At 62.3% G+C, this 26,397-nt stretch carries 26 protein-coding genes; 13 read left to right on the forward strand and 13 right to left on the reverse strand.

The features are described 5' to 3' along the window. Position 1: 1 nt before the first annotated feature. The 3 genes from CKO35_RS13695 to CKO35_RS13705 all read right to left on the reverse strand — a co-directional run bounded on the left by CKO35_RS13695 (position 2) and on the right by CKO35_RS13705 (position 1,921). Entirely contained in the window at positions 2–397 is a 396-nt protein-coding gene (locus CKO35_RS13695; RefSeq protein WP_200176702.1) for an ExbD/TolR family protein, read from the reverse strand. Further along, complete coding sequence (locus tag CKO35_RS13700; protein WP_242467202.1) at positions 387–1,253, reverse strand: MotA/TolQ/ExbB proton channel family protein; 867 nt, start codon at positions 1,251–1,253, stop codon at positions 387–389. The genes CKO35_RS13695 and CKO35_RS13700 overlap by 11 nt, the downstream gene beginning before the upstream one ends. A gap of 125 nt (positions 1,254–1,378) precedes the next feature. Beyond that, positions 1,379–1,921 (reverse strand): flavodoxin, encoded by a 543-nt coding sequence (locus CKO35_RS13705; protein WP_200176703.1) that lies wholly within the window; start codon positions 1,919–1,921, stop codon positions 1,379–1,381. A gap of 660 nt (positions 1,922–2,581) precedes the next feature. On the opposite strand from CKO35_RS13705, the gene CKO35_RS13710 reads away from it, so the two are divergent. The 3 genes from CKO35_RS13710 to metK are packed head-to-tail and all read left to right on the forward strand — an operon-like array spanning position 2,582 to position 5,429. After that, complete coding sequence (locus CKO35_RS13710; protein WP_200176704.1) at positions 2,582–3,394, forward strand: glycine/sarcosine N-methyltransferase; 813 nt, start codon at positions 2,582–2,584, stop codon at positions 3,392–3,394. Further along, the gene (locus CKO35_RS13715; RefSeq protein ID WP_200176705.1) at positions 3,391–4,227 is read left to right on the forward strand and encodes an SAM-dependent methyltransferase; all 837 of its coding nucleotides are present in this window, start codon (positions 3,391–3,393) and stop codon (positions 4,225–4,227) included. The genes CKO35_RS13710 and CKO35_RS13715 overlap by 4 nt, the downstream gene beginning before the upstream one ends. A gap of 44 nt (positions 4,228–4,271) precedes the next feature. Continuing rightward, entirely contained in the window at positions 4,272–5,429 is a 1,158-nt protein-coding gene (gene metK, locus CKO35_RS13720; protein ID WP_200176706.1) for a methionine adenosyltransferase, read from the forward strand. Between the two features lie 47 nt (positions 5,430–5,476). Here metK and CKO35_RS13725 read toward each other — a convergent pair whose 3' ends face one another. The 4 genes from CKO35_RS13725 to CKO35_RS13740 all read right to left on the reverse strand — a co-directional run bounded on the left by CKO35_RS13725 (position 5,477) and on the right by CKO35_RS13740 (position 10,831). After that, positions 5,477–7,798 carry a Tex family protein gene (locus CKO35_RS13725; protein WP_200176707.1) on the reverse strand — a complete coding sequence of 774 codons (2,322 nt, stop codon included), beginning with the start codon at positions 7,796–7,798 and terminating at the stop codon, positions 5,477–5,479. Between the two features lie 131 nt (positions 7,799–7,929). Next, positions 7,930–8,649 carry a DUF3581 family protein gene (locus CKO35_RS13730; RefSeq protein ID WP_200176708.1) on the reverse strand — a complete coding sequence of 240 codons (720 nt, stop codon included), beginning with the start codon at positions 8,647–8,649 and terminating at the stop codon, positions 7,930–7,932. A gap of 149 nt (positions 8,650–8,798) precedes the next feature. Beyond that, positions 8,799–9,482, reverse strand: a complete 684-nt coding sequence (locus tag CKO35_RS13735) for a VTT domain-containing protein (protein WP_200176709.1) — start codon at positions 9,480–9,482, stop codon at positions 8,799–8,801. Next, positions 9,479–10,831, reverse strand: coding sequence for a M48 family metalloprotease (locus tag CKO35_RS13740; RefSeq protein WP_200176710.1), 1,353 nt, complete (start codon positions 10,829–10,831; stop codon positions 9,479–9,481). The genes CKO35_RS13735 and CKO35_RS13740 overlap by 4 nt, the downstream gene beginning before the upstream one ends. A gap of 108 nt (positions 10,832–10,939) precedes the next feature. Here CKO35_RS13740 and CKO35_RS13745 point away from each other — a divergent pair, with 108 nt between their 5' ends. The 10 genes from CKO35_RS13745 to bluB all read left to right on the forward strand — a co-directional run bounded on the left by CKO35_RS13745 (position 10,940) and on the right by bluB (position 19,548). Beyond that, a complete protein-coding gene (locus CKO35_RS13745; RefSeq protein WP_200176711.1) occupies positions 10,940–11,740 on the forward strand; it encodes an alpha/beta fold hydrolase in 801 nt (266 codons plus the stop codon). Beyond that, positions 11,737–12,942, forward strand: a complete 1,206-nt coding sequence (locus CKO35_RS13750; RefSeq protein ID WP_200176712.1) for a YcjF family protein — start codon at positions 11,737–11,739, stop codon at positions 12,940–12,942. Before CKO35_RS13745 ends, CKO35_RS13750 begins: the two co-directional genes overlap by 4 nt. Further along, the gene (locus tag CKO35_RS13755) at positions 12,939–14,492 is read left to right on the forward strand and encodes a GTPase family protein (protein WP_200176713.1); all 1,554 of its coding nucleotides are present in this window, start codon (positions 12,939–12,941) and stop codon (positions 14,490–14,492) included. Before CKO35_RS13750 ends, CKO35_RS13755 begins: the two co-directional genes overlap by 4 nt. Positions 14,493–14,649: 157 nt before the next feature. After that, positions 14,650–14,916 (forward strand): type II toxin-antitoxin system TacA family antitoxin, encoded by a 267-nt coding sequence (locus CKO35_RS13760; protein ID WP_200176714.1) that lies wholly within the window; start codon positions 14,650–14,652, stop codon positions 14,914–14,916. Further along, complete coding sequence (locus CKO35_RS13765) at positions 14,913–15,452, forward strand: GNAT family N-acetyltransferase (RefSeq protein ID WP_200176715.1); 540 nt, start codon at positions 14,913–14,915, stop codon at positions 15,450–15,452. The genes CKO35_RS13760 and CKO35_RS13765 overlap by 4 nt, the downstream gene beginning before the upstream one ends. Then, complete coding sequence (locus tag CKO35_RS13770) at positions 15,449–15,898, forward strand: DUF3375 family protein (RefSeq protein WP_242467203.1); 450 nt, start codon at positions 15,449–15,451, stop codon at positions 15,896–15,898. Before CKO35_RS13765 ends, CKO35_RS13770 begins: the two co-directional genes overlap by 4 nt. Then, positions 15,856–16,380 (forward strand): hypothetical protein, encoded by a 525-nt coding sequence (locus CKO35_RS13775; RefSeq protein WP_200176716.1) that lies wholly within the window; start codon positions 15,856–15,858, stop codon positions 16,378–16,380. Before CKO35_RS13770 ends, CKO35_RS13775 begins: the two co-directional genes overlap by 43 nt. Then, positions 16,308–17,339 carry a DUF2220 domain-containing protein gene (locus CKO35_RS18040; protein WP_242467204.1) on the forward strand — a complete coding sequence of 344 codons (1,032 nt, stop codon included), beginning with the start codon at positions 16,308–16,310 and terminating at the stop codon, positions 17,337–17,339. Before CKO35_RS13775 ends, CKO35_RS18040 begins: the two co-directional genes overlap by 73 nt. A gap of 236 nt (positions 17,340–17,575) precedes the next feature. Then, a complete protein-coding gene (locus tag CKO35_RS13785) occupies positions 17,576–18,649 on the forward strand; it encodes a methyl-accepting chemotaxis protein (protein ID WP_274600849.1) in 1,074 nt (357 codons plus the stop codon). 146 nt (positions 18,650–18,795) lie between these two features. Then, on the forward strand, positions 18,796–19,548 hold the full coding sequence (gene bluB / locus CKO35_RS13790) for a 5,6-dimethylbenzimidazole synthase (RefSeq protein ID WP_200176718.1): 753 nt from the start codon (positions 18,796–18,798) through the stop codon (positions 19,546–19,548). Between the two features lie 563 nt (positions 19,549–20,111). On the opposite strand, the gene CKO35_RS13795 is transcribed toward bluB, so the two are convergent. From CKO35_RS13795 to CKO35_RS18045, 6 genes are all read right to left on the reverse strand, one after another. Further along, positions 20,112–20,933 carry a 7-cyano-7-deazaguanine synthase gene (locus CKO35_RS13795; RefSeq protein WP_200176719.1) on the reverse strand — a complete coding sequence of 274 codons (822 nt, stop codon included), beginning with the start codon at positions 20,931–20,933 and terminating at the stop codon, positions 20,112–20,114. A 439-nt stretch (positions 20,934–21,372) separates the two neighbouring features. Continuing rightward, positions 21,373–22,275 (reverse strand): TIR domain-containing protein, encoded by a 903-nt coding sequence (locus CKO35_RS13800; RefSeq protein WP_200176720.1) that lies wholly within the window; start codon positions 22,273–22,275, stop codon positions 21,373–21,375. A gap of 110 nt (positions 22,276–22,385) precedes the next feature. Continuing rightward, positions 22,386–22,811: a hypothetical protein gene (locus tag CKO35_RS13805; RefSeq protein ID WP_200176721.1), complete on the reverse strand. Its 426-nt coding sequence runs from the start codon at positions 22,809–22,811 to the stop codon at positions 22,386–22,388. A gap of 125 nt (positions 22,812–22,936) precedes the next feature. Then, positions 22,937–23,470, reverse strand: coding sequence for an RNA-dependent RNA polymerase family protein (locus tag CKO35_RS13810; protein WP_200176722.1), 534 nt, complete (start codon positions 23,468–23,470; stop codon positions 22,937–22,939). 79 nt (positions 23,471–23,549) lie between these two features. Next, complete coding sequence (gene ltrA / locus CKO35_RS13815) at positions 23,550–24,794, reverse strand: group II intron reverse transcriptase/maturase (protein ID WP_200176723.1); 1,245 nt, start codon at positions 24,792–24,794, stop codon at positions 23,550–23,552. Further along, the gene (locus CKO35_RS18045) at positions 24,791–25,960 is read right to left on the reverse strand and encodes a reverse transcriptase domain-containing protein (RefSeq protein ID WP_338031804.1); all 1,170 of its coding nucleotides are present in this window, start codon (positions 25,958–25,960) and stop codon (positions 24,791–24,793) included. Before CKO35_RS18045 ends, ltrA begins: the two co-directional genes overlap by 4 nt. Positions 25,961–26,397 lie beyond the last annotated feature (437 nt).

Here is a 26,397-nt window from a genome sequence, read left to right on the forward strand (position 1 = left end):
CTTACTCCCGTGACAGACGCAGGGACACGGGCTCTGCCTCCCGCACCCGGTCCAGGACATTGACCACGGTCTGCAGGGGAACCTCCCCCGCCGGCTGGACCACCACCGTGCGGGAGGGCTCAACGGCCAGATGCTCGCGCAGGACGCTGACCAGGTGTTCCCCCGTCACCGCTTCACCCGCTACCCGCAGTTCGCCACCCGGAAGGATGCGCACAGCCAGAGGCGGCTGGTCGTCAGTGGCGCTGGACTGGGAGGAAGGAGTACTCAGGGTCACCGCGCTCCAGTCCAGAAAGCTGCTGGCCAGCATGAAAAAGATCAGCAGGATGAACACCACATCGATCAGGGGGGTAAGGCTGATGAGCACCCGCCGACGGGGCTGGGGTATCTCAATGAGCATCGCCCGCCGCCCGGTCCTTCCAGACCTTGATATGCGCTTTCTGCGCCGACTTGATGGGCGTCGGTTCCTGTTGCCGTTCACTCACCGCCGGCAGCGGAAGGGTAAAAACCTGGGTCAGGGCATCCTGCATCCGGTGGCGGAAACGTTCCACCCAGCGCTCCAGCCCGTTGAGCACCGCCACCACCGGAATGGCCACCGCCAGACCCACTGCCGTGGTCAGAAGTGCCACCCAGATGCCACCGGAAAGAATGGAGGGATCCACACGGTTGCCGGCCGCCTCCAGTTGCTGGAAGGCGGCAATCATGCCCAGCACCGTACCCAGCAGCCCCAGCAGCGGCGCCAGGGTGCCAATCACCTCCAGCAAACGGAACTGCCCCCGCAACCGCTCCAGCCAGTTCACCGCCACCCGGGTGGCCTCCTCGCGCACCAGCGGCTCCGGGCAGGCATTGTCCCGCCGCCCCAGGATGGCCACCTCCAGCACCCGGGCCGCGGGACTGCGGGTACGGGAAAGGGTCTCCAGTGCCGGTTCCGAGCGACCGTCGCGCCAGTGTTCCAGCGCGGTCTTGAGACTGCGCTCGTCACCCAGACGCCACCACAGGAACTGGCCGATCTTGACCAGGATGATGGTCAGGGCCACCACGGACATGGCCAGCAGGATAGCCACCACCGGACCACCAAGGTCGATCATTCCCTGCAGGGCGTGAACGATCCCGGCCTCCGCCACATCCGCGACACCGGCCTGTGAGATCATCGTTTCCCCCAGGCCCGTATCTACAAGGCCGGAGGATTCCACGGCGCCCGGATCCGCCAGACCAGGTGCAGCAATATCGGCTTCAGCAGCGTCTGGTGAATTCATAAAGCAACTCCTTGATGCGTGTCAGAACTGCGATGGTTTCAGCGATCGCTCATGGTAGTAGTATTGCTAATCATTATCAACGCATGGTCAAAAAAAACGCCGGAGCGCCCGCCCCGGCGTCTGCGTCAGGCCGACAACCCAAACTCCGGGGCAATCTGGGCCAGCCAGGTCTCAAGACGCTCCTCGGTAAGCTGGCTCTGATTGTCCTGGTCCAGCACCAGCCCGACGAATTTGCCATCCACCACGGCTTGGGAAGACTCGAATTCGTAGCCCTCGGTCGGCCAGGCCCCCACCACGCGACCACCACGGCCGGTGACCAGATCATACAACTCGATCATGGCATCGACGAATTCATTGGGATAACCCACCTGGTCCCCCAGTCCATACAGAGCCACGGTCTTGCCGGTGAAGTCCACCTCTTCCAGATTGGGCAGGAACTCCTCCCAACTCTCTTCCTCGCAGTCGGCGGACAGACCGGGCAACTGGCCGGAGCCCATGGTGGGCGTACCGAAAATCAGATAGTCATAGCCGGCAATCTCATCGGCGCTGGCCTTGTTCACATTCTGCGGCTTGGCCATGGTCTCATCGTCATACTTCTTCTTGATCATCTTGGCAACCTTGCGGGTATTGCCGGTGGTGGTGCCGAAAAAGATCCCAATGCGCGCCATGGAAATGCCCTCTTTATTGAATGAATGAACCGGCTGTTCCACTTCAATGAACACCTCCCCGGGAACAGTCTTTCTTTATCCTCAGCAAATCCGGTGCCATTTAGTTCATCTTGCAAAAAATACCCACAAATTGTTGTTTATATTGGAGATCAAGGCATACATGACCATGTCGTCCAGAGCAGATTTCATTGTCAGCTTTACAACAATTCACGCAGAAACACGACAAGCCACCCTGTTTTTGTGCATGCGACGGCCATGAATCCATGAACCCTTATTGACAATCCGGGATATCCACTTGAAATTCAGGCCCGACTTGCTCAAGGTAAAAAGGTGCACCGAAACAACAGGCCAACGGTGCATACGACGGTCCGCGGGAGCCGTCAACGCCGCAACACCCCCTTCCTGCCCACCGGACGCCACTGCGTCCCAGCCTGCCGGAGCCTGATCACTCGTCCGGCAAGACATGGTCATCACGACGACCATCCCATGGTCCCGAGGCACTGCAAAGGTCTCGCGGACACCATCAGCGGCCCAGCACAGGCCGGACAGGGCGCCACCACCCGCTTCGGGTTTTTCGGCTGCGCCTGTCATCCACATCGTGCGGGTGCACCAGCGCCCCGCGTTTCTAACGTCCACCAACCAGGTGGCGAGGAGACCTCGATGTCAATCACCATGACCAAGCAGGATTTCGGAACCAGACCGGTGGAACGCCGGGAAACGGACAACTACGTCCGTGAATACGTGGAACCCTTCGTGGACAAATGGGACGAGCTCATCGACTGGGACAGCCGGGCCGCCAGCGAAGGGGATTTCTTCATCCGGGTACTCAAGGAGCGGGGGGCAAAACGGGTCCTGGACGTGGCCACCGGCACCGGCTTTCACTCCATCCTGCTGCTGGAGGCGGGATTTGACGTGGTGAGTGCCGACGGCAGCGCCCAAATGCTGGCCAAGGCCTTCGACAACGGCCGCAAGCGGGGCCACATCCTGCGCACCACCCAGGCGGACTGGCGGGAACTGAATCGGGACATCTACGGCCGCTACGATGCCGTAGTCTGCCTGGGCAACTCATTCACCCATCTGTTCAACGAAAACGACCGCCGCAAGGCCCTGGCCGAGTTCTATTCGGCACTCAACCACGACGGCCTGTTGATCCTGGACCAGCGCAACTACGACGCCATTCTGGATCACGGCTACTCCAGCACCCACACCTTCTACTACTGCGGTGACAACGTCTCGGTCCACCCCGAGCATGTAGATCCGGGCCTGACCCGCTTCCGCTATGCCTTTCCCGACCAGTCGGTCTATCACCTGAACATGTATCCCCTGCGCAGGGCCTATGTGCGCCGCCTGATGCGTGAGGTGGGTTTCCAGCAGATCGAGACTTTCGGCGACTTCAAGGAAACCTATCAGGAGCAGGAGCCGGATTTTTTCATCCATGTCGCCGACAAGCGCTACACGGGAGATCCGGCATGAGCCATCACTATGCAGGCGCCGTCGCCACCGCCCGCGACTACTACAACAGCAATGACGCCGATACCTTCTACCACCGGGTCTGGGGTGGCGAGGACATCCACATCGGCCTTTACGAAACCGAGGACGAACCCATCAGTGATGCCAGCCGCCGCACGGTGGCCCACATGGGCGACATGCTGGGAGAACTCACCCCCGAGCACCGGATCCTGGACCTGGGTGCCGGCTACGGCGGAGCCGCCCGCTACCTGGCCGGCAACTTCGGCTGCCATGTCACCGCCCTGAACCTGAGCGAGGTGGAAAACGCCCGTAATCGCAAGATCAACCAGGCCCAGAAGCTGGACGATCGCATCGAGGTGGTGGACGGCAGCTTCGAGGACATCCCCTGCCCTGATGGTCAATTCGACGTGGTGTGGTCCCAGGATGCCATCCTGCACAGCGGCCGGAGGGCCAGTGTACTGGCGGAAGCCGCCCGGGTCCTCAAACCCGGCGGGGTGTTCATCTTCACCGACCCCATGGCCACCGACGACTGCCCCGACGGGGTCCTGCAACCCATCCTGGATCGCATCCACCTGGAAACCCTGGGCTGCCCAGGTTTCTACCGGGAGACCGCCGGGCAACATGGACTTGAAGAGATCAGCCTTGAGGATCACAGCCACCAATTGCCGCGACACTATGCCCGGGTCCTGCAGGAAACGGAGACCCGGGAGGCTGACCTGGCCGGCAGCATCTCGCCGGACTATCTGGCGCGCATGAAGAAGGGGCTGCAGCACTGGATCGACGGCGGCCACGCCGGGCACCTGTGCTGGGGCATCTTCCGCTTCCGCAAGGCTTGAGTCCTTCCAGCCATCCGTTCCAAGGACAACCCACAGGTATCCCCATGAACAAGACTTATCTGTTCACATCCGAATCCGTTTCCGAGGGCCATCCGGACAAACTCTGCGATCAGGTTTCAGACGCCATCCTGGACGCCTATCTGGCCCAGGACCCCAAGGCCCGCGTCGCCGCCGAGACCTTTGCCCAGACCGGCATGGTGCTGGTGGGGGGCGAGGTCAAGTCCACCGCCACCATCGATCTGGAAAGGCTGGTACGCCAAGTGGTACTGGACATCGGCTATGATCACTCCGACAAGGGATTTGACGGCCGTACCTGCGCCGTCCTCAACACCTTGGGCGCCCAGTCCATGGATATCAACCAAGGCGTGGACCGTAGCCGCCCCGAGGACCAGGGGGCCGGTGACCAGGGCCTGATGTTCGGCTACGCCTGCAGCGAGACCGATGTCCTCATGCCCGCCCCTATCCACTTCGCCCATCAGCTGGTCCGCCGCCAGGCCGAAGTGCGCAAAAACGGCACCCTGCCCTGGCTGCGTCCCGACGCCAAGAGCCAGGTCACCTTCCGCTATGAGGGCGGCCAGGCGGCCTCCGCCGAAGCGGTGGTGCTCTCCACCCAGCACGCCCCGGACATTTCCCAACAGGACCTGCAGGAAGCGGTGATGGAGGAGATCATCAAACCGGTGCTGGGATCTCGGTGGCTGCACAAGGCCACTCGTTTCCACATCAACCCCACCGGCCGCTTCGTCACCGGCGGCCCGCTGGGAGACTGCGGCCTCACCGGCCGCAAGATCATCGTCGACACCTACGGCGGCATGGCCCGCCACGGCGGTGGCGCCTTCTCCGGCAAGGACCCGTCCAAGGTGGATCGCTCCGCTGCCTATGCCTGCCGCTACGTGGCCAAGAACATCGTTGCCGCCGGGCTGGCGGAACGTTGCGAGGTCCAGGTTTCCTATGCCATCGGCGTGGCCGAACCCACCTCCATCGCCGTGGAGACCTTCGGCACCGGCAGGATTGATGAGCTGCGGTTGACGGAACTGGTGCGGGAACACTTCGACCTTCGGCCCTACGGTATCCTCACCATGCTGGATCTTGAACGGCCGGTTTATCGCCCCACGGCGGCCTACGGTCACTTCGGCCGCGAGGATCTGGACGTGACCTGGGAGCGGACCGATCGGGCCGAGGCGCTTCGGGCGGCAGCAGGCTGACGCCATGCCGCCCTGCTCCCCGTACAACGGGGAGCAGGGCCGACACTCTATTTTCCGCGCGCAGCCTTGAGTGCTGCCGCCAGTGCCCCTTCCGGCTGAGGCTCGGCGCGGGCCGTGTCCTTGCGCGCCGCGCCAACCTTGCGTCCCTGGCCACCCCGGGCTTCCCGGGCTGGCCGGCCGTTCGCCTCCCGTCCCGGCTCATCGTCCAGACGCATGCTCAAGGCAATCCGCTTGCGCTCCAGATCCACCTCCATCACCTTCACCTTGACCACGTCACCGGCCCGCACCACGTCCCGCGGGTCCTTGATGAAACGGTCCGACAGGGCGGAGATGTGCACCAGCCCGTCCTGATGCACACCGATATCCACGAAGGCGCCGAAGTTGGCCACGTTGGTCACCGTGCCCTCCAGCACCATGCCCGGCTGCAGGTCCTGCAGACGCTCCACCCCCTCCTTGAAGGCTGCGGTGCGAAACTCCGGCCGCGGATCCCGGCCCGGCTTGGCCAGCTCGGCCAGGATGTCCCGCACAGTGGGCTCGCCGAAGTTTTCGTCCGTAAACCGGGACGGGTCCAACCGCTTGAGGAAGGCCTCGTCACCGATCAGCTCGCGCACATCACGGCCGGTCTCGGCCACGATCCGCCGCACCACCGGATAGGCTTCCGGGTGCACCGCCGAGGCATCCAGCGGGTCCTTGCCCCGGGGGATGCGCAGAAAGCCCGCCGCCTGTTCAAAGGCCTTGGCCCCCAGACGGGGCACATTCTTGAGGGCGGCACGGCTGGCAAAGGGGCCCTGTTCGGTACGAAAGATCACGATGTTCTCCGCCAGTGTGGTGCCCAGGCCCGACACCCGTGCCAGCAAGGGCGCGGAGGCGGTATTCACATCCACCCCCACCGCATTCACGCAGTCCTCCACCACCGCATCCAGCTTGCGGGCCAGCTGGGCCTGATTGACGTCATGCTGATACTGGCCCACGCCGATGGCCTTGGGTTCGATCTTCACCAACTCCGCCAGCGGGTCCTGCAGACGGCGGGCAATGGACACCGCCCCGCGCAGGGACACATCCAGGTCCGGAAGCTCCGCCGAGGCCAGGGCCGAGGCGGAATAGACCGAGGCGCCCGCCTCGGAAATCACCACCTTGGTCAGCCCCAGCTTGGGATTCAGGCGCATCAACTCCCCCACCAGGGCGTCCGTCTCCCGGGAATGGGTCCCGTTGCCGATGGCCACCAGGTCCACCTGGTGCTTGCGGGCCAGGGCGGAGAGGGTTTCCAGGGTTTCCCGCACCTGATTCCGGGGCGGGAAGGGATAGACCGTGGCCGTCTCCACCACCGCCCCCTGGCCGTTGATCACCGCCACCTTCACCCCGGTACGCACCCCCGGGTCCAGACCCATGGTGGAGCGGGAACCGGCCGGGGCGGCCAGCAACACGTCCTGCAGGTTGGCGCCGAAGACCCGGATGGCTTCCTCGTCCGCCAGATCCCGTAGCCGTCGCTTGAGGGCCACGTCCAGGTGGATGGACAGCTTGGCCCGCCAGGCCAGGCGGGCATGCCGGGCCAGCCAGGCATCCGCCGGACGGCCCCGGTCCGACAGTTGGAAACGCCGGGCGATGGCCGCCTCTCCGGGCGAGATGACAGTGTCTTCCTCACCCCGGGCCTGGGCCTCGGTCCAGGCCACCTCCAGCCGCAGGCAATCCTCCGCCTGCCCCCGGAACATGGCCAGGGCCCGATGGGAAGGCACCTTGCTCAAGGGCTCCATGTGATCAAAATAGTCACGGAATCGGGCCCCCTCCTGCTCCTTGCCCGGCACCACCTTGCTGATCAGAAAACCCCGCTCCCAGCCATAATTGCGCAGCTCTTCGATCAGGTCCGCCTCCTCGGCGATGCGCTCCATGAAGATGTGCCCCGCCCCTTCCAGAGCGGCCTCCACGGTGATCTCCTCGGTGGTGTAACCGGCGGCCATCGCCTCCGGCACCTGACCGGGGTCCGCCAACAGGGCATCCAGCAACGGCTCCAGGCCGTTTTCCCGGGCGATCTGGGCCTTGGTGCGGCGCTTTTTCACATAGGGGCGGTACAGATCCTCCAGGCGGGTCTTGGTATCCGCCTCGAAGATGGCCGCCGCCAGGGAGTCGGTGAGCTTGCCCTGTTCCTCGATGGCCTTGAGCACCACCTCCCTTCGGGCATCCAGCTCCCGCAGATACCCCAGGCGTTCCTCCAGGCTGCGCAGCTGGGCATCATCCAGCCCGCCGGTGGCCTCCTTGCGGTAACGGGCCACGAACGGCACCGTGGCGCCGCTGTCCAGCAGTTCCACGGTGGCCTTGACCTGATCGGGACGGACGCCCAGCTCCTGGGCGATGCGGTGGGAGATATCAGTCATGGGAAGGGTTGATCCAATGAAGGGAGCAAGAATGGGGAAGGATAACAGTTGATGTTGGCGTCAGGGACGCCCCCTGTCGACCCCATCGGTCACAGTTGCGCAACAACGGCCGTGGACTTGCCGCGAAACAATCAGGGATACCGTCGGTAGGCCGCCTTCCAGCCGTCATACTGGCTGACCAGGTCGTCCACCACGTCCTGTTCGAAGGGACGCAGGCCGGAGATGACCAGTTTCTTGCGGCCGGTGCCCACCTGTTCGCCGGAGGCGGTGAGGGCAAACTCCAGCACCACGTCGCCGCGCTTGCCGTTGACTGCCATGGTGGCGTTGGTGAAGCTCAAGCTCGGTGCCTCGGCGGGCAGACGGGTGAATTCCAGGGTCATGCTCTCGTAGAACACCAGCGGGCGCTGGGGATTGACCATGACGCCCTGGGCCTTCATCAGGGGCACCATCACGTGGGGGAAGTTCTGCCCGGAGAAGGCGGCGTACTGTTTCGTCAGCCCTTCCAGCAGGGCGCCGTCCCGGGACACCTCACCATCCCGCTCCACCCTGAGATAGACCCGCTCGCCGCCGTCGGTGATCTCCAGGGTGGCGTCGTCGGTGGCGGGGAAATGCAGGCCGACGCCGGCACCCACCATGTTGGTGAAGCTGAAGGCCATGCGGGCGCTCACCCCGTAGCGGGCCAGCACCAGGCAGAACAGCAGATCGCCGGGGACGCAGAAGCGCTTGGCATCGGGGTCGTGGATCGGATTGAAATCACCGGCCACTTCCTTGGCGAAGCGGCTGGCCTGTTCGGGCGTGACCCGCACCAGACCGTTGTCGACGGCATGAAATTCATCAAGATAGCTTGGCACCGGTGATCCTCTCTGCCTGACATGTGGTTCTTGAGGGAGCGTAGTGTACCAAGGCGGGGCGGCAAAAAGGCATGGAACCCGCCATGACTCCCGGCCTGCCGCCCAATCCGGTCGCGGCAAGGGCCTGGACCCAAGTCAACAGACAACCTTCACGAACCATCCTGCCGCGGGGCCTCGTCAAGCCGGGCGCGGCGGGTCTGGAGGGCGTGACGCACCAGGGCACCCATCCCCAGGAACAGGGCCAGGACCAGCAGCGGCGCCACCGAATCCAGACCGAACTCCTCCGCCCCGGTACCCACTTCCACCAGGGCGTGAACCGCCGCCGCATAGACCACCCACTTCACCGCCAGCCCCAAGGCGGCGGCCGCCAGGAACGGCAGCAGGGGCAGACCCAGCATGCCGGCACCGTAGTTGATCACTGAATGGGGAAACCCCGGCAACACCCGCAATACCAGCTGAGTAAGGAAATCCCCCCGCTCCCTGAGCAGATTGACCACACGCCCGGCATCCACATCCGGTGGCCGACGGCCGCGCAGGTGCCGGGAAATCTCGTAAGCACCGAAAGCACCCAAAACGCTGCCGGCCGTGAGCAGACCGGCAGCCACCAGCGGGGAGTAGATGGGCGCCACCACCCAGAGCATGAGGGTGCCGGGCAGCGCCAGGGCAAGCAACAGGGCCTGCACCAGCACCAGCCCCACCGCCACCAGGGGATGGGCGCTGGCCTGGTGGCCGAAATCCAGCAGGGCATCCAGCGAGACGGGTTGCCAGATGGCCAGCACCAGACCCAACAGTACCGGTATCAGGGCCAGCCAGAGGCGGGATTTCCTTTTCAACGCCAACTCTGCAGACGCTGGGCGGCATAGCGGCCCTGCTCCGTCTGCGTCCCCGCCATCTGCACATAGCGCTGATACTGCTGCGCCGCCGCCTGACGGTTCTGCATGTTCTCGTGGGCCACGCCCTGCAGGAACACCGTGTTGGGATTGCCCGGCAGTATCCGCTCATAACGCTGGAAATGACTCAGGGCGGCATCCGGCCGGTTCTGGGCCAGCTGGTTGATGCCGCTCAGGTGAATGGCCTGCCCTTCATCGGGATAGGCACTGCGGGCCTGCTGCAGATAGCGCTCCGCCTCCCGATGCTGCCCCTGGGCGGTCTTGGCCTTGGACATGAGCAACAACCCCGGATAGTCACCGGGGGCCTGACGCAGGGCGGTGGCAAAATGCCGTTCCGCCTGGGCGTACTGGTCCCTGGCCATGCGGGACTCGCCGGCCTGCTGTTCCTTGATGGCGGGCTTGATGCGCCGCAATGAAGCGGTGTTGTCCATGTAACGCTCCCGCCCCACATTGCGGTTGAGATCCGCGGAATAGCGCGAGCGGGCCTCCCGCTGGGCGGTGTCGAACCGTTCCTGGCTCATGGGATGGGTGGAGAACATGGCTTCCAGGGCATTGGGCTGACGGTCCGACATGCCCCGCAGCATATCCATCAGATCCACCATCCCCTGGGGGTTCTGGCCCGCCTTGGACATGTACTCCAGACCCAGGGCATCGGCTTCCCGCTCGTTCTCGCGGCTGTAATGGGCCAGCAGGGCGGTGGCACCCACGGCGCTGACCGCATAGATCAGGTTGCTGTAACCGGACAGCTGTTCGGACTGGGCCGCGGCAATGCCCACGCCCCCCAGGACCACGGCGGCGATGATGCCCGTGGTCTGGCGCCGGGCGGTGTGACGAGCATTGACGTGGCCGGTCTCATGGCCCAGCAAGGCCGCCAGGGCGGCCTCGTCCTCCATCTCCACCATGATGCCCCGGGTACAGGCCATGGTGCCGCCCGGGAAGGTGTAGGCATTGATATAGTTGGCATTGACCACATTAAAGGAGTACGGCATGTGGGGCCGGTGGGAGACCCCGGCGACGGAATTCCCCACCTGGGTCACATAGTTGTTGACACGATTGTCCCGCAGCAGTCCATAGTCATTGGAAAACTGGTGAGGGGAATGCTGCCGGTCCACGGCGATCTCCTCCTGCTCGGACATGAGCATGAGCCGCTGCTGGCCGGTGACCGGATCCACGGCACAGCCCTTGAGGGAGGGCAGCACCACGGCCCCGGCGGTGCCGGCGGACATCAGCCAGAGGAAGTCGCGCCGGGTCATGCGGCGCCGGAAAATGCGGTTACCGGGATTGTGGTCCATGATGGATGGCTCCTTCGTTCCAGGAGAACAGACGGGGTCCAGTCTAACCGCTCCCGGGATGGCTTCAAATCTTCATGTGTTCGGATATCAGACAGGACCGACCAGAAAATGCGACTCCACCACAAGATCCTCGGCAGCGGGCCGCCCCTGCTGCTGCTGCACGGCCTCTACGGGGCCGGCGTCAACTGGCAGGGCCACGCCCGGACCCTGGCGGAACGTTACCGGGTGCTGCTGCCGGACCTGCGCAATCACGGGCAGTCGCCCCACGCCCTGCAGATGGACTACCCGGCCATGGCGGCGGACCTTTTGGCATTGCTGGACCGGGAAGGCCTGGAACAGGTCCTGGTGACGGGGCACAGCATGGGCGGCAAGGTGGCCATGACCCTGGCCCAGCACCACCCCGAGCGGGTCCGGGCCCTGGTGGTGGCGGACATCGCCCCCGTCGATTACGCCCTGGATGACCGGGAACACACCCACATCCTCGACAGCCTGCAGCACCTGCCCGTGGCCGACCTGTCACGTCGGGAAGATGCGGATATCGCCCTGGCCCGGGCCATCCCCGAAGCCCCGGTGCGCAGGTTCCTGCTCATGAACCTGGAACGGGGACCGAAGGGATTTCGCTGGCGTATTCCCCTGGATATCCTGCGGCAGGCCCTTCCCACCCTGGTGGGCTACCCAGAGACCGGCGCCCCCTACGAAGGCCCTGCCCTGTTCATTCGCGGTGAACGCTCCGACTACATCCGCGATGCGTATCGTCCGCTGATCGAGGCCCGCTTTCCCCGCGCCCGACTGATGACCCTGAAGGACACGGGGCACTGGCTCCATGTCCAGGCCCCCGGCCCCTTCGGCCAGATCCTGCAGGGTTTTCTGGACCGGCACGCAGACCACGGGACGGGAGCCCCCCCATGACGCCCTGGCGCCGACTCATGGACGCGGTGCTCAGACCCGATCCGGCACCGGACCTGGAACAGGAGATTGCCGCCGGCGCCCGGACACAGGCCCCGGTGCTGTGGCTGCTGGGCAAGGTGCAGTCCGGCAAGACCTCCATCGTGCGCGCCATCACCGGCGATCCGGCCGCCGAGATCGGCAATGCCTTCCAGCCCTGCACCCCCAGTGCCCGGATCTACGAGTTTCCCCCCGATGTACCGGTGGTGCGGTTCCTGGATACCCGGGGTCTGGAGGAAGCGGATTACGATCCGGCGGCGGACCTGGCGGTGGTGGAAGGCCATGCCCATGGCGTCATTGCCGTGGTCCGCGCCATGGACCCGCAACAGGACGCCCTGCTGACCGCCCTGGGACAGATCCGCCGCAGACACCCGGACTGGGCCGTGATCCTGGTTCAGACCCGGCTCCACGACGCCTATCCGGATGACCGGGATCACCCGCCCTGGGGAGACTGGCACCACGACCCGGCGCTGATGGACCTGGATCGCGCCCTCAAGGCCCAGGCCGCGGCCTTTGCCGGACTGCCCGGCGACGGCCTGTTTCAGGCCGTGCCGGTGGACCTGACCCTGCCGGAAGACGGGTTTTCCGACCAGGACTACGGGCTGCCGGAACTGCTGGATGCCCTGGACGCGGCCTGCATCCAGGGCCGTACCGGGCTGCTCGGGGATCTGGCCCGCCATGGCCGGGATGCCTGCCGTGCCCGGATCCACCCCCATATCCTGGGCTATGCCACCGCCGCCGGGGTCTGCGACCTGGTGCCCGTGATGGGCGCGGTCACGGTCCCCACCCTGCAGGGCAAGATGCTGCACAGCATCGCCCGCATCTACGCCCTGCCCTGGGACCGCCGGACCCTCAAGGCCTTTCTGGCGTCCCTGGGCATGAGCACGGCCCTGGGCATCGGCGCCGGGTTTGCCGCCCGACAGCTGGGCAAACTGATCCCGGTGTACGGGCAGGTGGCCGGCGCGACGGCGGCCGGCGTGGCCAGTGGCGCGGTCACCTATGCCCTGGGCCGGGCCGCCTGCCATTATCTGGAACAACGCCGACAGGGAGTCGACACCCCGCAAGGGGTGGCCGAGACCTTTCGTGGCGCCCTCAAGGAAGCCTATGTGATGTTCAGACAACCCCGTAAAGGGAATGCGGCCACTCACGCGGAGTCCAGGCCATGAAACAGGAAGACGGCCCCTGGGAGCGCTGGGGCGCCCTGGTATCCGCCCTCGGGCTGGCGGTGGTGCCCCTGCTGGTCCTGATCCCCTTCGGCGCCCTGTGGCTCTGGCAACAGGGTTGGTTGCTGCACTGGCTGGGGATTGCCGCCGTGCTGGGGGGGGTGATCTACGGCGTCGGCTGGTGGCTGCAGCGGCGTGGCCTGCAAGGTCGGGATACCGCCATCGCCGACGACACCCCGGTGTCGGCACCGGATGAGGACTGGTCCGGACGGGATCTGGCCGCCTGGGAAGCGGTCCAGCGCCTGGCCGCCGAAGTGGAGCCGCGCATTCTCTCTGATCAGCAACGGATGCTGGACACGGCGCGGCAAACCATCGAACAGGTGGCCCACCACTACCACCCCGACGAGAAACATGCGGTCTGGGGCTTCACGGTGCCCGAGGCCCTACTGCTGACGGAACGGGTCAGCGCCCGGCTCCGGCGGGTGATGCTGGATCATGTCCCCGGCGCACACATGATCCGGGCCAGCCAGGTGATGCGCCTGTGGGAACTGCAACCCGCAGCCCTTACCGGCGCCCGCTGGCTCGCTCACCTGAGCCGGGTGTATCGCACCGTGCGCTGGGTCAACCCGGCCACCGCGGCCCTGGCCGCGGCCCGGGAAAAGATGATTTCGGCCATGCTGGGCGAGGCCGGCGACTATCTGCGTCGGCGCGGGGCGCGGATCTGGGTGGAGGAAGTGGGACGGGCCGCCATCGAGTTGTACTCGGGACGCCTGCGGGTGGATGACCGGACCGAGGACGCCCGTGCAGAAGCCCGGGCCCGGGGACCGGGGGCACCGCCGGCGCCCTCCCCGGGACCGGTACGGGTGGCCGTGGCCGGGCAGACCAATGCCGGCAAGTCCAGTCTGGTCAATGCCCTGCTGGGCACCCGGGCTTCCGGCGTGGACGCCCTGCCCCTGACACGGACGCCGGGCAGCTACGTGCTGCAACGGGACGGGGCGGAAGAACTGGTGCTCATCGACACCCCCGGACTGGAAAACCGGACGCAACTCGGTGCCCTGGTTGACACCCTGGCGGATAGCGACTGCATTCTCTGGGTGGTGCCGGCACACCGGGCGGATCGTGCCCTGGATCTGGAGGCGCTGACCACCCTGCGCCGGACCCTGGAGCGGATGCCGGGCCGCATCCTGCCCCCGGTGATGGTGGTCCTGAGCCATGTGGACCGGCTCTCGCCGGCACGGGAATGGGCGCCGCCCTATGACCTGGAACACCCGGACCGGCCCAAGGCCGCGGCCATGCGGGGGGCGATGGAAGCCGTGGCCCGGGATCTGGACATCCCTCCGGCGCTGATCGTGCCGGCACGGCTGGACAGCCTGGAAACCGCCTGGCAGGTGGACCGCATCTGGGGCGTATTACTCGGCCAACTGGATCGTTCCCACCGGGCCAGAGCCCTGCGCATCGCCCGCGCCGCCCTGGGCGGCGACTGGAAACGGGTCTGGCGACAGGCGCGGCGGGCAGGCGCCGAGGTGACGCGGCAGTTCATCAGGAAGGGGTGAAATCCGCCAGAAAAGGACTGGGTACCCCGAAACAGGATACGAACAGCTGACGGATGGCCCGGGTGGCGGCTATGTGTAACAAGGCAGACACGTATTGACAACAGCCACACACAGACCTAGGGTCTTTGCGTATCTATCGTGTATGCAGGGCTAAATCATGCGAAACGCCGCCATTAACCTTAGGGCATTGCCGGAGCAGCGCGATCTGATTGACCGCGCTGCTCATCTCTTGGGTAAAAACCGTTCGGACTTCATGCTTGAGGCCGCCTGTGACAAGGCCCAGGCCGTGCTGCTTGATCAGGTCTACTTCAACCTCGACGCCGATCAATTCCAGCACTTCATTGACCTGCTCGATGCACCGCTCTCGCCCAACCCGGGGCTTGAGCGGCTGATGGCGCTGAAGGCCCCTTGGACTGAAGGATGAATACCCCGCTCAGCGCGCCCCAGCCGCTGACCGCGGTCCACCGCGTCGGCGACTTTTCCTGCGGGGAGCCGGTGCTTGACGAGTGGCTTAAACGCCGGGCGATGGCCAACCAGCAAAACGGTGCCAGTCGCACCTTCGTCGTCGTGGATCAGGACGACCGTATTCAGGGGTACTACGCGATGGCCGCGGGGGCGGTCGCACATCGTCTGGCGACCGGCGCGGTTCGCCGTAACATGCCAGACCCCGTCCCGGTCCTGGTGCTGGCCCGGCTGGCCGTCGACACCCATGCCCAGGGTCACAAGCTCGGCGGCGCCATGCTTCAGGATGCCCTACGGCGGGCGGTGGTGGTTGCGCAAAACGTCGGCGGGCGAGCGTTACTCGTCCATGCCCTTCACGATCACGCGCGGCAATTCTACGAGCACTACGGCTTCCAGCCCTCCACGCTCGATCCCTTAACGCTGATGCTGCGCCTGGACATCCGGCCGTCTCAACCCCTCCTTTCCGCCTCCCCGGCGACACCATCTAGTAGCACATGAACCACGACGACCTGCAAAACCTGCGTCGGATGCATCCAGCCTGGCGGCTGCTGGTGGCGGACAACGCTCCCATGATCATCAGCTTCCTCCACGGCAGCTTCGTCGCCCCCAATGTCCGGGTGCTGGCGGCCACCGACCTGGAAAACCGGCTGGAAGATTTCCTGTTTCACCTGCGCGGCCAACTGGGCGAGGATGCCTATCCCCGGGCCGCCCGCGCCTACCTGTCCGACTGGTCCGCCGATGAACGGGGCTGGCTGCGGCGCTATTACCCGGAACACGGCGACGAGCCCCATTACGACCTGACGCCGGCCACGGAACAGGCCATCCAATGGCTGAAAAGTCTGGAGCAGCCTCACCGTGATGCGCGAGAAGCCCCCGGCTTTAGCCGTGGGGAGGGTGTCAAATGCTCGAAGCCTTCCCGGTGGAGGATCGCATTCAGGCCCTGATCACCCATTTCGACGACCTCAACCGGGCCCATGAAGCGGTACTCAAGGCCAAGGCCCAGGTCGCCCATCTGGAACCACTGGTGGCCCGCGCCGACACCTATGCCGAACGCTGCCGGGAGGCCGAAGCCCTGCGCGCCTGCCGGGAGGCACTCAGGCCCTGGTTTGCCTCGCTCAAGGCCGGACTGCTGGACCGGAGGCTGGACCATCTGCACAAGGATCTGGCCCATCTGGAGCATCGCATCGAGCAGCTCCATCGCCAGCAGCGGGAACAGCGGGCCCGGCGCGATGAACTCAAGCAGGCCATTGCCGAGAATGGGGGCGATCGGCTGGAGCGCATCAAGGTCGAGCTGGAACAAAAGCGCGAGATCCGCGACCAGCGGCGGCACAGGCCCAGACCCTGGCCCGGCAAATGCAGGCTCTGGGTGATCGGATCGGCGGCTGGGAACAGGCCCGCAAGACCTGCGAGGCCCGGCGGGACCTGATCGTCGAGCTGTCCCATTTCCGGGACTTCCACGACATCGACTGGCGCCCCCTGTCCACGGAGATGGCGGCCCTGGAGGCGGAGTATGCACAGCTCGCCCGGGACTCGGACATGCTGCGCGCCCTGGAGACCCAGTTGCGTGAACTGGAACAGGTCATGGAGGACACCGACAAGGCCCTGGGCGAGGCCCAGCGGGAGTGCAGCCAGGCACAACTCAGGCAGGAGCAGGCCCAGGCTCAGCGGGACGAGTGTGCCACCCTGCTCGATGCCACCCCCCGGGAGGCCCGGGACGCCTACTTCCCCCGTCTGGAGACGATGCGGGACGAGGCCCTGGGCGAGCATACCCTGAGCGTGGAATCCTGCGACAACCGGGAGCGGGAGATGCGGGAATGGCTGACCCGGAACATCGACAACGCCGACAGGAGTGCCGCCGGTCTGCGGGACCGCATCATCGACGCCATGCGCGGCTATCAGAACGCCTGGCCCCTGGACAGCCGGGAGGTGGTGGCGAGGGTATTCATCACCGAGAACGAGATCAACGGCCTGGCCTTTCCCGACACCCCCGGTAGCCTGGTGATCTTCGGCCTGGGCTATGGCCTGGAAAGACTGGCGGACATCCCATGGCTGACAGAGGTGGAGATCCACTACTGGGGCGACATCGACACCCATGGCTTTGCCATCCTGGACCGGCTTCGCGCCCGCCTGCCCCACACCCGTTCCCTGCTCATGGATCGGGCGACCCTTGAGGCCCACCGCGACCTGTGGGGACAGGAGCATCCGCAGCAGCGTTTCACCGGCACCCTCACCCGACTGACACCACCGGAGCAATCCCTGTTCGAGGATCTGCGGGAGAATCGGCTGGGAGAGTGCGTCCGGCTGGAACAGGAACGCATCGGTTACGGGGGGCTGCTCAAAGCGATCGCTCCTCGGGTATGGCCAACCTCTGTTCAAATGAGTTGAACAATTTGATTTACCGAGGACAGCACTTCGGCGAAGCGGGCATCGGTGATCTTTACGTTGACCTGACCGTCCTTCTCTTGCCGACACGGCAATGGGCACGGCTCTTGATCAAGAAATAAGAATTGATACGGCACATGCTGGTTCCGATCCAGTATCATCCTGCACCCTCAACGGAAAGGCGCCCGCGGGCAGCCTGTCCTGACCATGAACGACGACACCGAGGGAACAAGCCCCCCATGCAGGACAACAGTATCCTCAAATTGGCCTATGAGCTCTCTGAAACCAGCCGCCACAAAGTAGACCTGATCGAAAAAATCATGCGCCAGACCCAGATCCTGGCACTGAACGCCCGCATCGAGGCCGCGCGGGCCGGGGTATCCGGCGCGGGCTTCGGGGTGGTTGCCCAGGAAATCAGTAATGTTTCCAACCGCATCAACCAGATCGCCGCGGATTTCCGCGTCGATGTGGGCCGCTACGCCTCCCATATCCAGGAAGCCAGTACCCGCATGAGCAGTGAATTGCGCGGCAAGCGTTTCACCGATCTTTCCCTGAACGTTGTGGAACTCATCGACCGCAATCTGTACGAACGCTCCTGCGATGTGCGCTGGTGGGCCACTGAAAGCGCGCTGGTGGCGCTGGCGGAAAACCCCGAGGATCAGGACCTGCAATCATTGGCCTGCAGCCGTCTTGCCACCATCTTGCGTTCTTACACCGTCTACCTGGACCTGTGGGTCATCGACCTAAACGGCAAGGTGATCGCCCAGGGACGCCAGGAAACCTATCCCAACGCCCTGGGCAGTGACGTGTCTTCCACATCCTGGTTTCGCAATGCCATGGCCACCCGCCACGGCGATCAGTTCGCCGTGGCCGACATCGAAACCAATCCCTGGCTGGATGATGCCCCAACCGCCACTTATGCCACGGCGATTCGCAGCAAGGGGGAAACATACGGCACGGCCATCGGGGCCCTGGCCATCTTCTTCAACTGGACGCCCCAGGCCCAGACCATCGTTTCCGGCGTCGCCCTGGATGAAGCTGAACGAAGCCACTGCCGCGTCATGCTGCTGGACGCAAAGCATCGGATCATCGCCGATTCACGGGGCGAACCCTCGCTCAAGGAAGTGTATCCATTCAACCCGGGAAACCGGGACAAGGGTTTCGATATCACAGAAGACCACATGGTGGCTTTTGCCCGGACCCCCGGCTATGAAACCTATGAAGGGATGGGCTGGTTCGGCGCCATCGAGTACAGGATGAAAACCACCTCGCCTATTCCTGCAAACGACTCGAACGCCGATGAATGCCCGTGATGCGCAAACACCCGGAAGACTGTGACGGCCCCCGGCAGGATCAGAATCCGCATCGTCAGATCACCCGATGACCGGGGCCACCCGCCAGCAGGACCCCGACCAATCCGGGCTATACTGCCCATCCCGCCCATCAAAAACCGGCTGTCATGCAAAAAGATCAACCGATACCCGACACCCATCGCTTCAGCGAGGCGGAACGCACGGCCATCTACCGCAACATCCTCTGCCGACGGGACGTACGGGGACAGTTCCTCCCCGACCCGATACCCGACGACATGCTGGCCCGCATCCTCACCGCCGCCCACTTCGCCCCCTCGGTGGGTTTCATGCAGCCATGGAGTTTCGTGGTGGTCAAGGATCCGGAGGTGAAGCGTAGGGCTCACGAAGCCTTCAGCCTCGCCAACGAAGAAGCGGCGGAGATGTTCGAGGGTGAGCGTCGGCAGATCTACCGCAGCCTGCGACTGGAAGGCATCCTGGATGCCCCCATCAACCTGTGCATCACCTGCGACCGGGATCGCGCCGGCCCCGTCGTGATCGGCCGTACCCACGACCATCGCATGGATCTCTACAGTGTCGTCTGCGCCGTGCAGAACCTGTGGCTGGCCGCCCGCAGTGAAGGGCTGGGCGTGGGCTGGGTCAGCATTTTCCGGCCCGAAGACATCAAACGGGTCCTCAGCCTTCCCGAGGACATCGTGCCCGTGGCCTACCTCTGCATCGGTCGCGTCAGTCACTTCCACGACAAACCGGAACTGGAAACCGCCGGCTGGCGCCCCAGACTGCCGCTGGAACAACTGATCCACATGAACGGCTGGGGCCAGCCCCCCGCCGCCGCCGACCCGCTGGTGGAGGCCATCCAGGCATGCCAGAGCAAGGCCGATCAGTCGGACCTCCCTCTTTGAGGAAGCCAGCGACGTGCCGTCATATGGGTAAGCCCCGCGACGAACATGCCGCACCCAGCACCCCAGCCGAGTAACGCCGACTCCAGCACCGCGACGAGCGCGCCCAGGGCGGCACCGAGAGGTACGACGGCCAGCCATCGGGCGCGACCCGCCCGCCACAACCACCAGTAAGCCGGGGCACCCGCCAGGATGGCGGGAACAGCCCCCAACAAAAGAGTGGCATGGAGTCCGACCCCGAATGCGCCATACGGGCTCCAGAACTCGGTCGGCGAGTGCAACTCAAGCCCTGCAAACAACAAAGCGACTGCCAGCGCCACGAGAAGCAGCGATACCGCAGAGCATGCCGTGACCTGTATCAGCTGGCGCATGTCTTGCTTATTGCTCCGGCGTGGCGTGGTAGGGATAACCGCTACCGTGCCCCGGACAGCGTGCCAGTCGGTAGCGCTTGGCGTAGAAGTCAGAAGACATAGTAGCTAAACCGGGTGAAACGGCCTGTACGGACCCGCACGCGGGATGTTGTGGAGTGCCCCTCGGAAAAATCGAGGTATTTCCTCATGACTGATTTACCGTAAAAAACGTGAAAATCTACGAAACCTCCAACTTAGTGACTTAGGAAGAAAATCATCTATCGCATCCAACAGTTGATTTCTTCGGTAACGGACACGCCCCGCGAGTGGAATCCTGCGAGACAAGCCCTCTTCAATGGTATAAACGCAGGGATTACAAACTCCACATGGGGTCTTTTTGCGGGTGGGGTTGTGACAAAACCAAGTTTCTTCAAGAATATCACTATACCCTTGCTCCTTCGCAATTTTCTCCATATCTAATTTCGAAAGTTCGAGCACGGGAAAAACAAGATTACCAAACAAGCGGCGCACATCGTCGGGAGCGTCGCACATGAGAACAAAATACTCATCGTCACCGTCACGTATGCGTTCGACATAAGGCCTGATAAAGTCATATGCCTTATCATCTCTATGCACACTCAATTCCAGGCCTTTGAGCTCATATTCTTGAGCAAGCCTTGCGATCAATGGGTACTGCTTTCCAAGGTATCCCTGAAGTCTTAACTGCACAAGAGCCGCCTTGAAATCATCGGCCTTATCCATATCCTTAAGGGTAATGACATTCAGCGGATCAATTAGGGACAGCGCCTTAGGTGAGCGAGTTCCAATAACACCCCTTATGCGTTCCATCGTTTCTTGTTCTATATCGGCGGAATTACGCAAATTATCGATCAAATAAAATGGTTGAACCCTCTTTTCAAGCCTTAAAACCAAGTCAAGAACTCTAAATGTAGAATCCCACCCTCCAGTCCAAAGTACGTTTTTAATTTTGTCTGTGCGGATTTTATTTTTTGAATCAATATTGCCATCAGCGCTCATTATATATTCCCCCGCACAAAGCCATGTTATGCCTGAAAAAAAGGTCGAAATCAACTACTAAACCGGCAATTGAATGACTTCACGTTGCGCTATGATTTGATCCGTAAAAAAGATGATGCCAGAACCCTGCGGCGCAGGAAGAGAAGCGCAAGACGGCGGTTCGTCTTTCCGAGAGCGGCCGAAAGCCGCGGGCAAGTCAGCACAAGGTGACGAAGCCCATCAGGTGCAGGGGATAGGGTAAATGCGGCGGTTGTGCACTGAAAGTTCATGTTCTTATTCGGGGAAACGGCCTTGGCGATTCGTTGGGTAACCAGCGTTGAAGGTCACCATGTTTGCATGGCCCTTTGAACTCCGGAGGAAACGCCCCGTGCGGACCCGCATGCGGGGTGTTGTGGAGGCCGGGGGAGAAAACCCTCCGGCTATCCGATTAGCGCCGACACTAAAATGGAATGTCGCCGTCAAAGTCATCTACCGGAGTCTTGGGTTGGGGCGAAATCGATTCCATTTTCGGCAACGATTCCTCATTTTCTAAAAGGTAATCAATGCCATCAGCCGTTATTGAGAAGCCGTAGTACTCGTACTGCCCGTCCTCAACAATACTCTTATCTAAATAACCGAGCCTTTCCAGTTTAATGAGTGCGAGGCTGAGATGTCCTTCACTTATTCCCTTGATCTCATTAAATACCAAATGTGCCGCAACCCCTTCAGGTGATCGAGCATATGACTCCAATATTTTCGTAAGTATGAGGTGTTCCGTATCCCCGACCTTGTAGTTATATCCAACTTTTCGTCGGATCTTTTTCTGGATATCGAGATCTTGGGAGACTAAGCCCAGCTCAGCAACACGTTTTTTGATCAAGACGCTCGGATGATTCACTGCTGCTTCCAGATTGTTATCTGACCGATTCCCATCATAATCTGCCGCTGTGAGTCCAAGCAGGTCGGTGGGCAAATGAAGGTCAATATCTCTGGGCTTAACGATGAAACACCTATCTTTGCCCAGTGTTCCGGTGAACAGACCGAGTTCGTAAACGACATTGTCCCGAGTAACCTGTTTTTCCTTCTCCCGAATCCGAGCAACGTCGTCGGGCGTAAAAATAAATATCGCAAAATCTACCGTGTCCGCCATCTGCACGAGGGATTCGATGGTCGTTTGAGATAGCGCAAACCCGTGCTTCCAAACTGTCACTTCTGCCTGGTGATCGAAGTTGACATTAAACGCGTCAGCTACATCAAGGCTCTCTGCTGAGGACGCGATAAATATTCTTGGTTTTCTCATAGCTTTACCCGCAATCTCCTGCAATTTAGTTTTGAGCCAACTACTCGCTAACGCTTGCAGCATGCGCACCTATGGAATGGAGCCGAAGGCGCAATGTAATGGGTGTCGCCGTGCCTGCACTGGTTAGGCATATTTAACTTAATGGCCACAGAAAAGAGCCAAGATCTCTATTTTCAGACATTGCCGCCAAAAAGCCTTTTGAGAATTTTTTTGTGTGCTGGACCCGATAGCTTGGGATTATATTGCTCCCAGCGTCTTTCATCGAACTTGGCTGTGGCATCAATGACTGGTGCCATTGACTCTGCACGCTCTTCTGCGGGGTATACTCGATTCATTGCAAGTCGCAAGGCATCAGAGCTTCGATCTTCGTCTAGCGAACCATCTGTATTAACTGTCAATCGCATATTATCTATTCGAATTATTTGGTCGGGCTTTCTTTCCTTCAGCGTGTAAAACGCCATTGCTATATGAATATTGCTGCCAGCGAATTTTTTTAGACTTGGCTCATTTCGCGAAAAAAAACCTTCAAAGGCTTTCTGTGAAATGTGCTCAACACTGTCATCCGAATGCACTATGAAGACGCGGTGTCCTATGCTCATTTTGATCTCCCTGTGCCGTCGCAGTAGGAACGCCGGTTACCCGACGCCCCCTGCACAGATCCCGGCGTGCGGTTTTCCCGCACCGGGCTCTTCAGTCATACTCACTCGCGCAGAAGGACGGTCCCTCACGCAAGCCCCCGATTCCGTATCCCCTGCATCGCCTCAACCGGTGTCGGAAACGCGTAGGCCTCCAGCACCCGCCTGAGACCTTCCCAGGTCAAACTTCGCCTTTCACTGCGACGGTTCAGCCACTTGTAGAGCAACCGGATTGCCGCGGTGTGAAAACACCACAGCGAGCTGATGTTACCGATGGCACGGAAGTAATTGTAGTGCCCCCGTACCTTGCGTTTCATCGTCGCCAACAGTATCGGCAGACGAAGATGCCGGTGTGTCTTCAGCCAGTCCTTGCAGGCCCGGATGCTACTGCGCAGCTTCTTGCGACTGGTCCGCCGCCATACCCGCGGTGTCCCCTTGCTATCCGCTTCCCAGTAAAATTCAAAACCAAGGAAGGTGAATCGCCGGGTCCGTGTTGGGTGAAAACGGCTGAAGCGGTGAATGCACGTCTTCTCCGGGGCCGCCTGGAGACCAAAGGCCTCCAGTCGCCTCGGCAAGGCTCGATAGAACCGCTGTGCATCCGCCCGATACTGGAAAGCACACACGAGTCGAGTCGCCCCGGGGAACCACCCCCCGAGGCGCTCACAGAACCGTACGTGAACGTCTCCGCTCATACGGCTCCTCCTATTCAGCCGTTCCATGCAACAGACGCCAGTGTGCGAACAGCCGGGGCTGTCGACGCACAACGCGCAGCAACCAATGGGCCGCTCGCCGTCGATGGCGTCTCAAACGCTTGAACTTGCGAGTGCCCCACAAAGCGAGTTTCCGGTCAATGTGCTGAAGGGTCGGGTATAACGCCGACTTATAGAAAGCACCGTAGTAGTTCAGCCAGCCACGGATCTTGGCATTGAACATCGCCGCCAGATCGCCCAGAGCTTTGTCACTGCGTAGCGGCAGTTTCCAACCCCGGACTTCCTGGCGAATCGCCTTAGCGGCCTTGTTGCTGACCGCCGGACTGAAGTTCACGAAGTACTTGCCGAATCGGTTCTTCGACCGCCTCGGGCGAAAGGTGTACCCCAGAAAATCGAAGGACGTCACGGGATACTCCTGACGCCGATCATCGTCCTTACAGTAGACAATGCGGGTCTTCTGCGGGTGAAGTTCCAATCCGCATTCCGCGAAGCGGCGTTCAAGTGCGTTCCGCAGATACTCGGCCTGTGCCTTCGACCGACAATGGCAGACACCATCATCCGCGTACCGCTCGAACGGGATGCCGGGGAAATTCCGTAGCATCCACGCGTCGAAGGTGTAGTGCAGGAACAGATTTGCCAGCAGCGGACTGACCACACCCCCTTGCGGGGTGCCCTTCGTTCGCTCCTGTATGCTGCCGTCCGGCAACTGCACCGGGGCCTGCAACCACCTCTGGACATACAGCCGTACCCAGTTCTCCCGGGCATGGTGACGCACGGCCCGCATCAACAGATCCTGCGGGATGTTGTCGAAGAAACCCTTGATATCCAGGTCCACGACCCAGTCATTGCGCCAGCAGCGCTTACGCGCCTGCCCGATAGCCTGGTGGGCTGATTTGCCCGGTCGGTACCCGTAGGAGTCGGAATGGAAATGCGTTTCTAATTCCGGTTCCAGTGCCTGCTTGACCACCGTCTGGGCGATCCGGTCCGCGACAGTAGGGATCCCCAGCGGCCTGACTCCACCGTCTGACTTAGGAATCTCCACCCGCTTGACCGGCGGGGGCATGTAGCTCCCGGATGCCAGCCGGTTCCAGAGCTTGTAGAGGTTGTCTTGCAAACACTCTTCGAACTCCTTCAGCGACTGGTCATCAACACCCGCCCCTCCCTGGTTTGCCTTCACTCGTTTGTAGGCTTCCCACACCTGACGTTTGGTAATGGGAAACGGCTTTGCCTGGTTCATGAGAGTCCTCCCATCGCTGGTTGCTCCCACGTCCCAGGCTGGATAGGGCCACCCCTTCGCTCCCGCCCCATTACAGGACGTTCATCACTACTACGGGTGACTCCGCCCCTGTACCCCGCATCGGTACTCTCACGCTTGAGGGGCTTCCTCTTGCGTTTCTCCCTTGACATCGGGGTGACAGGTTCCCGGGTTCCGCACAAGAGCCTGGACCGCATTCTCGCCGCCTTCATGCCGGACGCCGCCTGGGCAGTTAGCAGGTCGCCCCCCAGACTTGTCCCGGGATAACGACTGGTCCCGGTTTTGACGTCGTCCCTACGCTTTCGACACCTCATCAGCGGTTCACTCGCGTTCGACTCCACGGTCCATACCTGACAGGGTCTTGCCCCGCCTTTTCCCAGCTCGCTCACCACCACCTCTCTTAAAGGCAGCAGCAGTGGGTGGTTTGGAGCCCCCGCCTGCACAGCGACTCCGAGGGGCCTTCCCTCATCTCTTGTGCAGCACAGCTGCACGGAGGACTGTCGTCCTCTAGTGCGCCTTCGCGGCACACAATCATCCGCAAAGCGGATGATGTACGCCTGTCCGGCACAGCGCGGCTTGATCCGCTTCTCAAACCACACATCCAGCACATAGTGCAAATAGATGTTCGCCAGTATCGGCGAGATCACACCGCCCTGTGGGGTTCCCGTGTGCGGATGGAGTACAGATCCATCTCGCTCCAGGATTCCGGCCTTCAGCCAGCTGGCAATGAGACCAACGAACGGTTTATCGTCAATCCGCTCCGCCAGCATCCGTAGCAGCCAGTCATGGTCAATGTTGTCGAAGAAGCCTTTAATGTCGGCTTCGACAACATAACCGTGACGTCCAAACTGCAGCTCATAGGTGAGATCCTTGGCCGCCTGCTGTGCACCACGCTTCGGCCGGTAGCCATAGCTGGTGGAGAGAAAATCCATTTCGTAGATAGCCTCCAGCAACAGGCGTGCTGCCGCCTGAAGCAGTCGGTCTTCCACCACCGGAATTCCCAGCGGTCGTTCCTTGCCGTTCCCCTTCGGAATGTACCGGCGCCGGATCAACCGGCTTCGATACTCGTTACGTTTCAGGCGTTCTACCAGTTGTCTGATGTTTTCACTCAGGTTCTTGCCATATTCGGCCATGGTCACCTTGTCCACGCCCGGGGCTCCCCTTTGATTCAGGGTGCGCCATGCATGGTGCAGTAGTGATTCATTCAGAAGGCCATAAAGGTTTTGGAATCGGTGGGCTTTCGCAGTGCCCGCCTTGATGGATATCGCCCGCAGGAAGGTTGGCTCGTCGTTCTCCGGCCCGACAGTGTCCGGCGCGAGTGGCCTTTGCGGACTGTGTATGACTGTCACCCCCTTCCCCATGTGATCGGCTCTACCGTCTCGGAGTAGTATGAGGTGATCCGACTCCCCGGTGGCCGTCAGGTCACGTTCCCTTTCTCGGGGTCCGCTTTCCTTACCTGGACCGCGGCGGCTGTCAAGGTGGTTGGAACCCGGGTCATGCAGCCTCTAATGAAGCACGAGGATCATTTTGAATTTCAGGGTTGAGCCACACCGGACCCACCGGCGTCCAGTTACGGGTCTCACCG

The sequence above is a fragment of the Ectothiorhodospira shaposhnikovii genome (assembly GCF_016584105.1).
Taxonomy (GTDB): Bacteria; Pseudomonadota; Gammaproteobacteria; order Ectothiorhodospirales; family Ectothiorhodospiraceae; genus Ectothiorhodospira; species Ectothiorhodospira shaposhnikovii.

Bases quoted from the DNA above. Each gene is read 5' to 3' on its own strand.
- CKO35_RS13695 (WP_200176702.1), bottom strand. From the start codon at position 397: ATGCTCATTGAGATACCCCAGCCCCGTCGGCGGGTGCTCATCAGCCTT.
- CKO35_RS13700 (WP_242467202.1), bottom strand. From the start codon at position 1,253: ATGAATTCACCAGACGCTGCTGAAGCCGATATTGCTGCACCTGGTCTG.
- CKO35_RS13705 (WP_200176703.1), bottom strand. From the start codon at position 1,921: ATGGCGCGCATTGGGATCTTTTTCGGCACCACCACCGGCAATACCCGC.
- CKO35_RS13710 (WP_200176704.1), top strand. From the start codon at position 2,582: ATGTCAATCACCATGACCAAGCAGGATTTCGGAACCAGACCGGTGGAA.
- CKO35_RS13715 (WP_200176705.1), top strand. From the start codon at position 3,391: ATGAGCCATCACTATGCAGGCGCCGTCGCCACCGCCCGCGACTACTAC.
- metK (WP_200176706.1), top strand. From the start codon at position 4,272: ATGAACAAGACTTATCTGTTCACATCCGAATCCGTTTCCGAGGGCCAT.
- CKO35_RS13725 (WP_200176707.1), bottom strand. From the start codon at position 7,798: ATGACTGATATCTCCCACCGCATCGCCCAGGAGCTGGGCGTCCGTCCC.
- CKO35_RS13740 (WP_200176710.1), bottom strand. From the start codon at position 10,831: ATGGACCACAATCCCGGTAACCGCATTTTCCGGCGCCGCATGACCCGG.
- CKO35_RS13745 (WP_200176711.1), top strand. From the start codon at position 10,940: ATGCGACTCCACCACAAGATCCTCGGCAGCGGGCCGCCCCTGCTGCTG.
- CKO35_RS13750 (WP_200176712.1), top strand. From the start codon at position 11,737: ATGACGCCCTGGCGCCGACTCATGGACGCGGTGCTCAGACCCGATCCG.
- CKO35_RS13755 (WP_200176713.1), top strand. From the start codon at position 12,939: ATGAAACAGGAAGACGGCCCCTGGGAGCGCTGGGGCGCCCTGGTATCC.
- CKO35_RS13760 (WP_200176714.1), top strand. From the start codon at position 14,650: ATGCGAAACGCCGCCATTAACCTTAGGGCATTGCCGGAGCAGCGCGAT.
- CKO35_RS13765 (WP_200176715.1), top strand. From the start codon at position 14,913: ATGAATACCCCGCTCAGCGCGCCCCAGCCGCTGACCGCGGTCCACCGC.
- CKO35_RS13770 (WP_242467203.1), top strand. From the start codon at position 15,449: ATGAACCACGACGACCTGCAAAACCTGCGTCGGATGCATCCAGCCTGG.
- CKO35_RS13775 (WP_200176716.1), top strand. From the start codon at position 15,856: ATGCTCGAAGCCTTCCCGGTGGAGGATCGCATTCAGGCCCTGATCACC.
- CKO35_RS18040 (WP_242467204.1), top strand. From the start codon at position 16,308: ATGCAGGCTCTGGGTGATCGGATCGGCGGCTGGGAACAGGCCCGCAAG.
- CKO35_RS13785 (WP_274600849.1), top strand. From the start codon at position 17,576: ATGCAGGACAACAGTATCCTCAAATTGGCCTATGAGCTCTCTGAAACC.
- bluB (WP_200176718.1), top strand. From the start codon at position 18,796: ATGCAAAAAGATCAACCGATACCCGACACCCATCGCTTCAGCGAGGCG.
- CKO35_RS13795 (WP_200176719.1), bottom strand. From the start codon at position 20,933: ATGAGCGCTGATGGCAATATTGATTCAAAAAATAAAATCCGCACAGAC.
- CKO35_RS13800 (WP_200176720.1), bottom strand. From the start codon at position 22,275: ATGCTGCAAGCGTTAGCGAGTAGTTGGCTCAAAACTAAATTGCAGGAG.
- CKO35_RS13805 (WP_200176721.1), bottom strand. From the start codon at position 22,811: ATGAGCATAGGACACCGCGTCTTCATAGTGCATTCGGATGACAGTGTT.
- ltrA (WP_200176723.1), bottom strand. From the start codon at position 24,794: ATGAACCAGGCAAAGCCGTTTCCCATTACCAAACGTCAGGTGTGGGAA.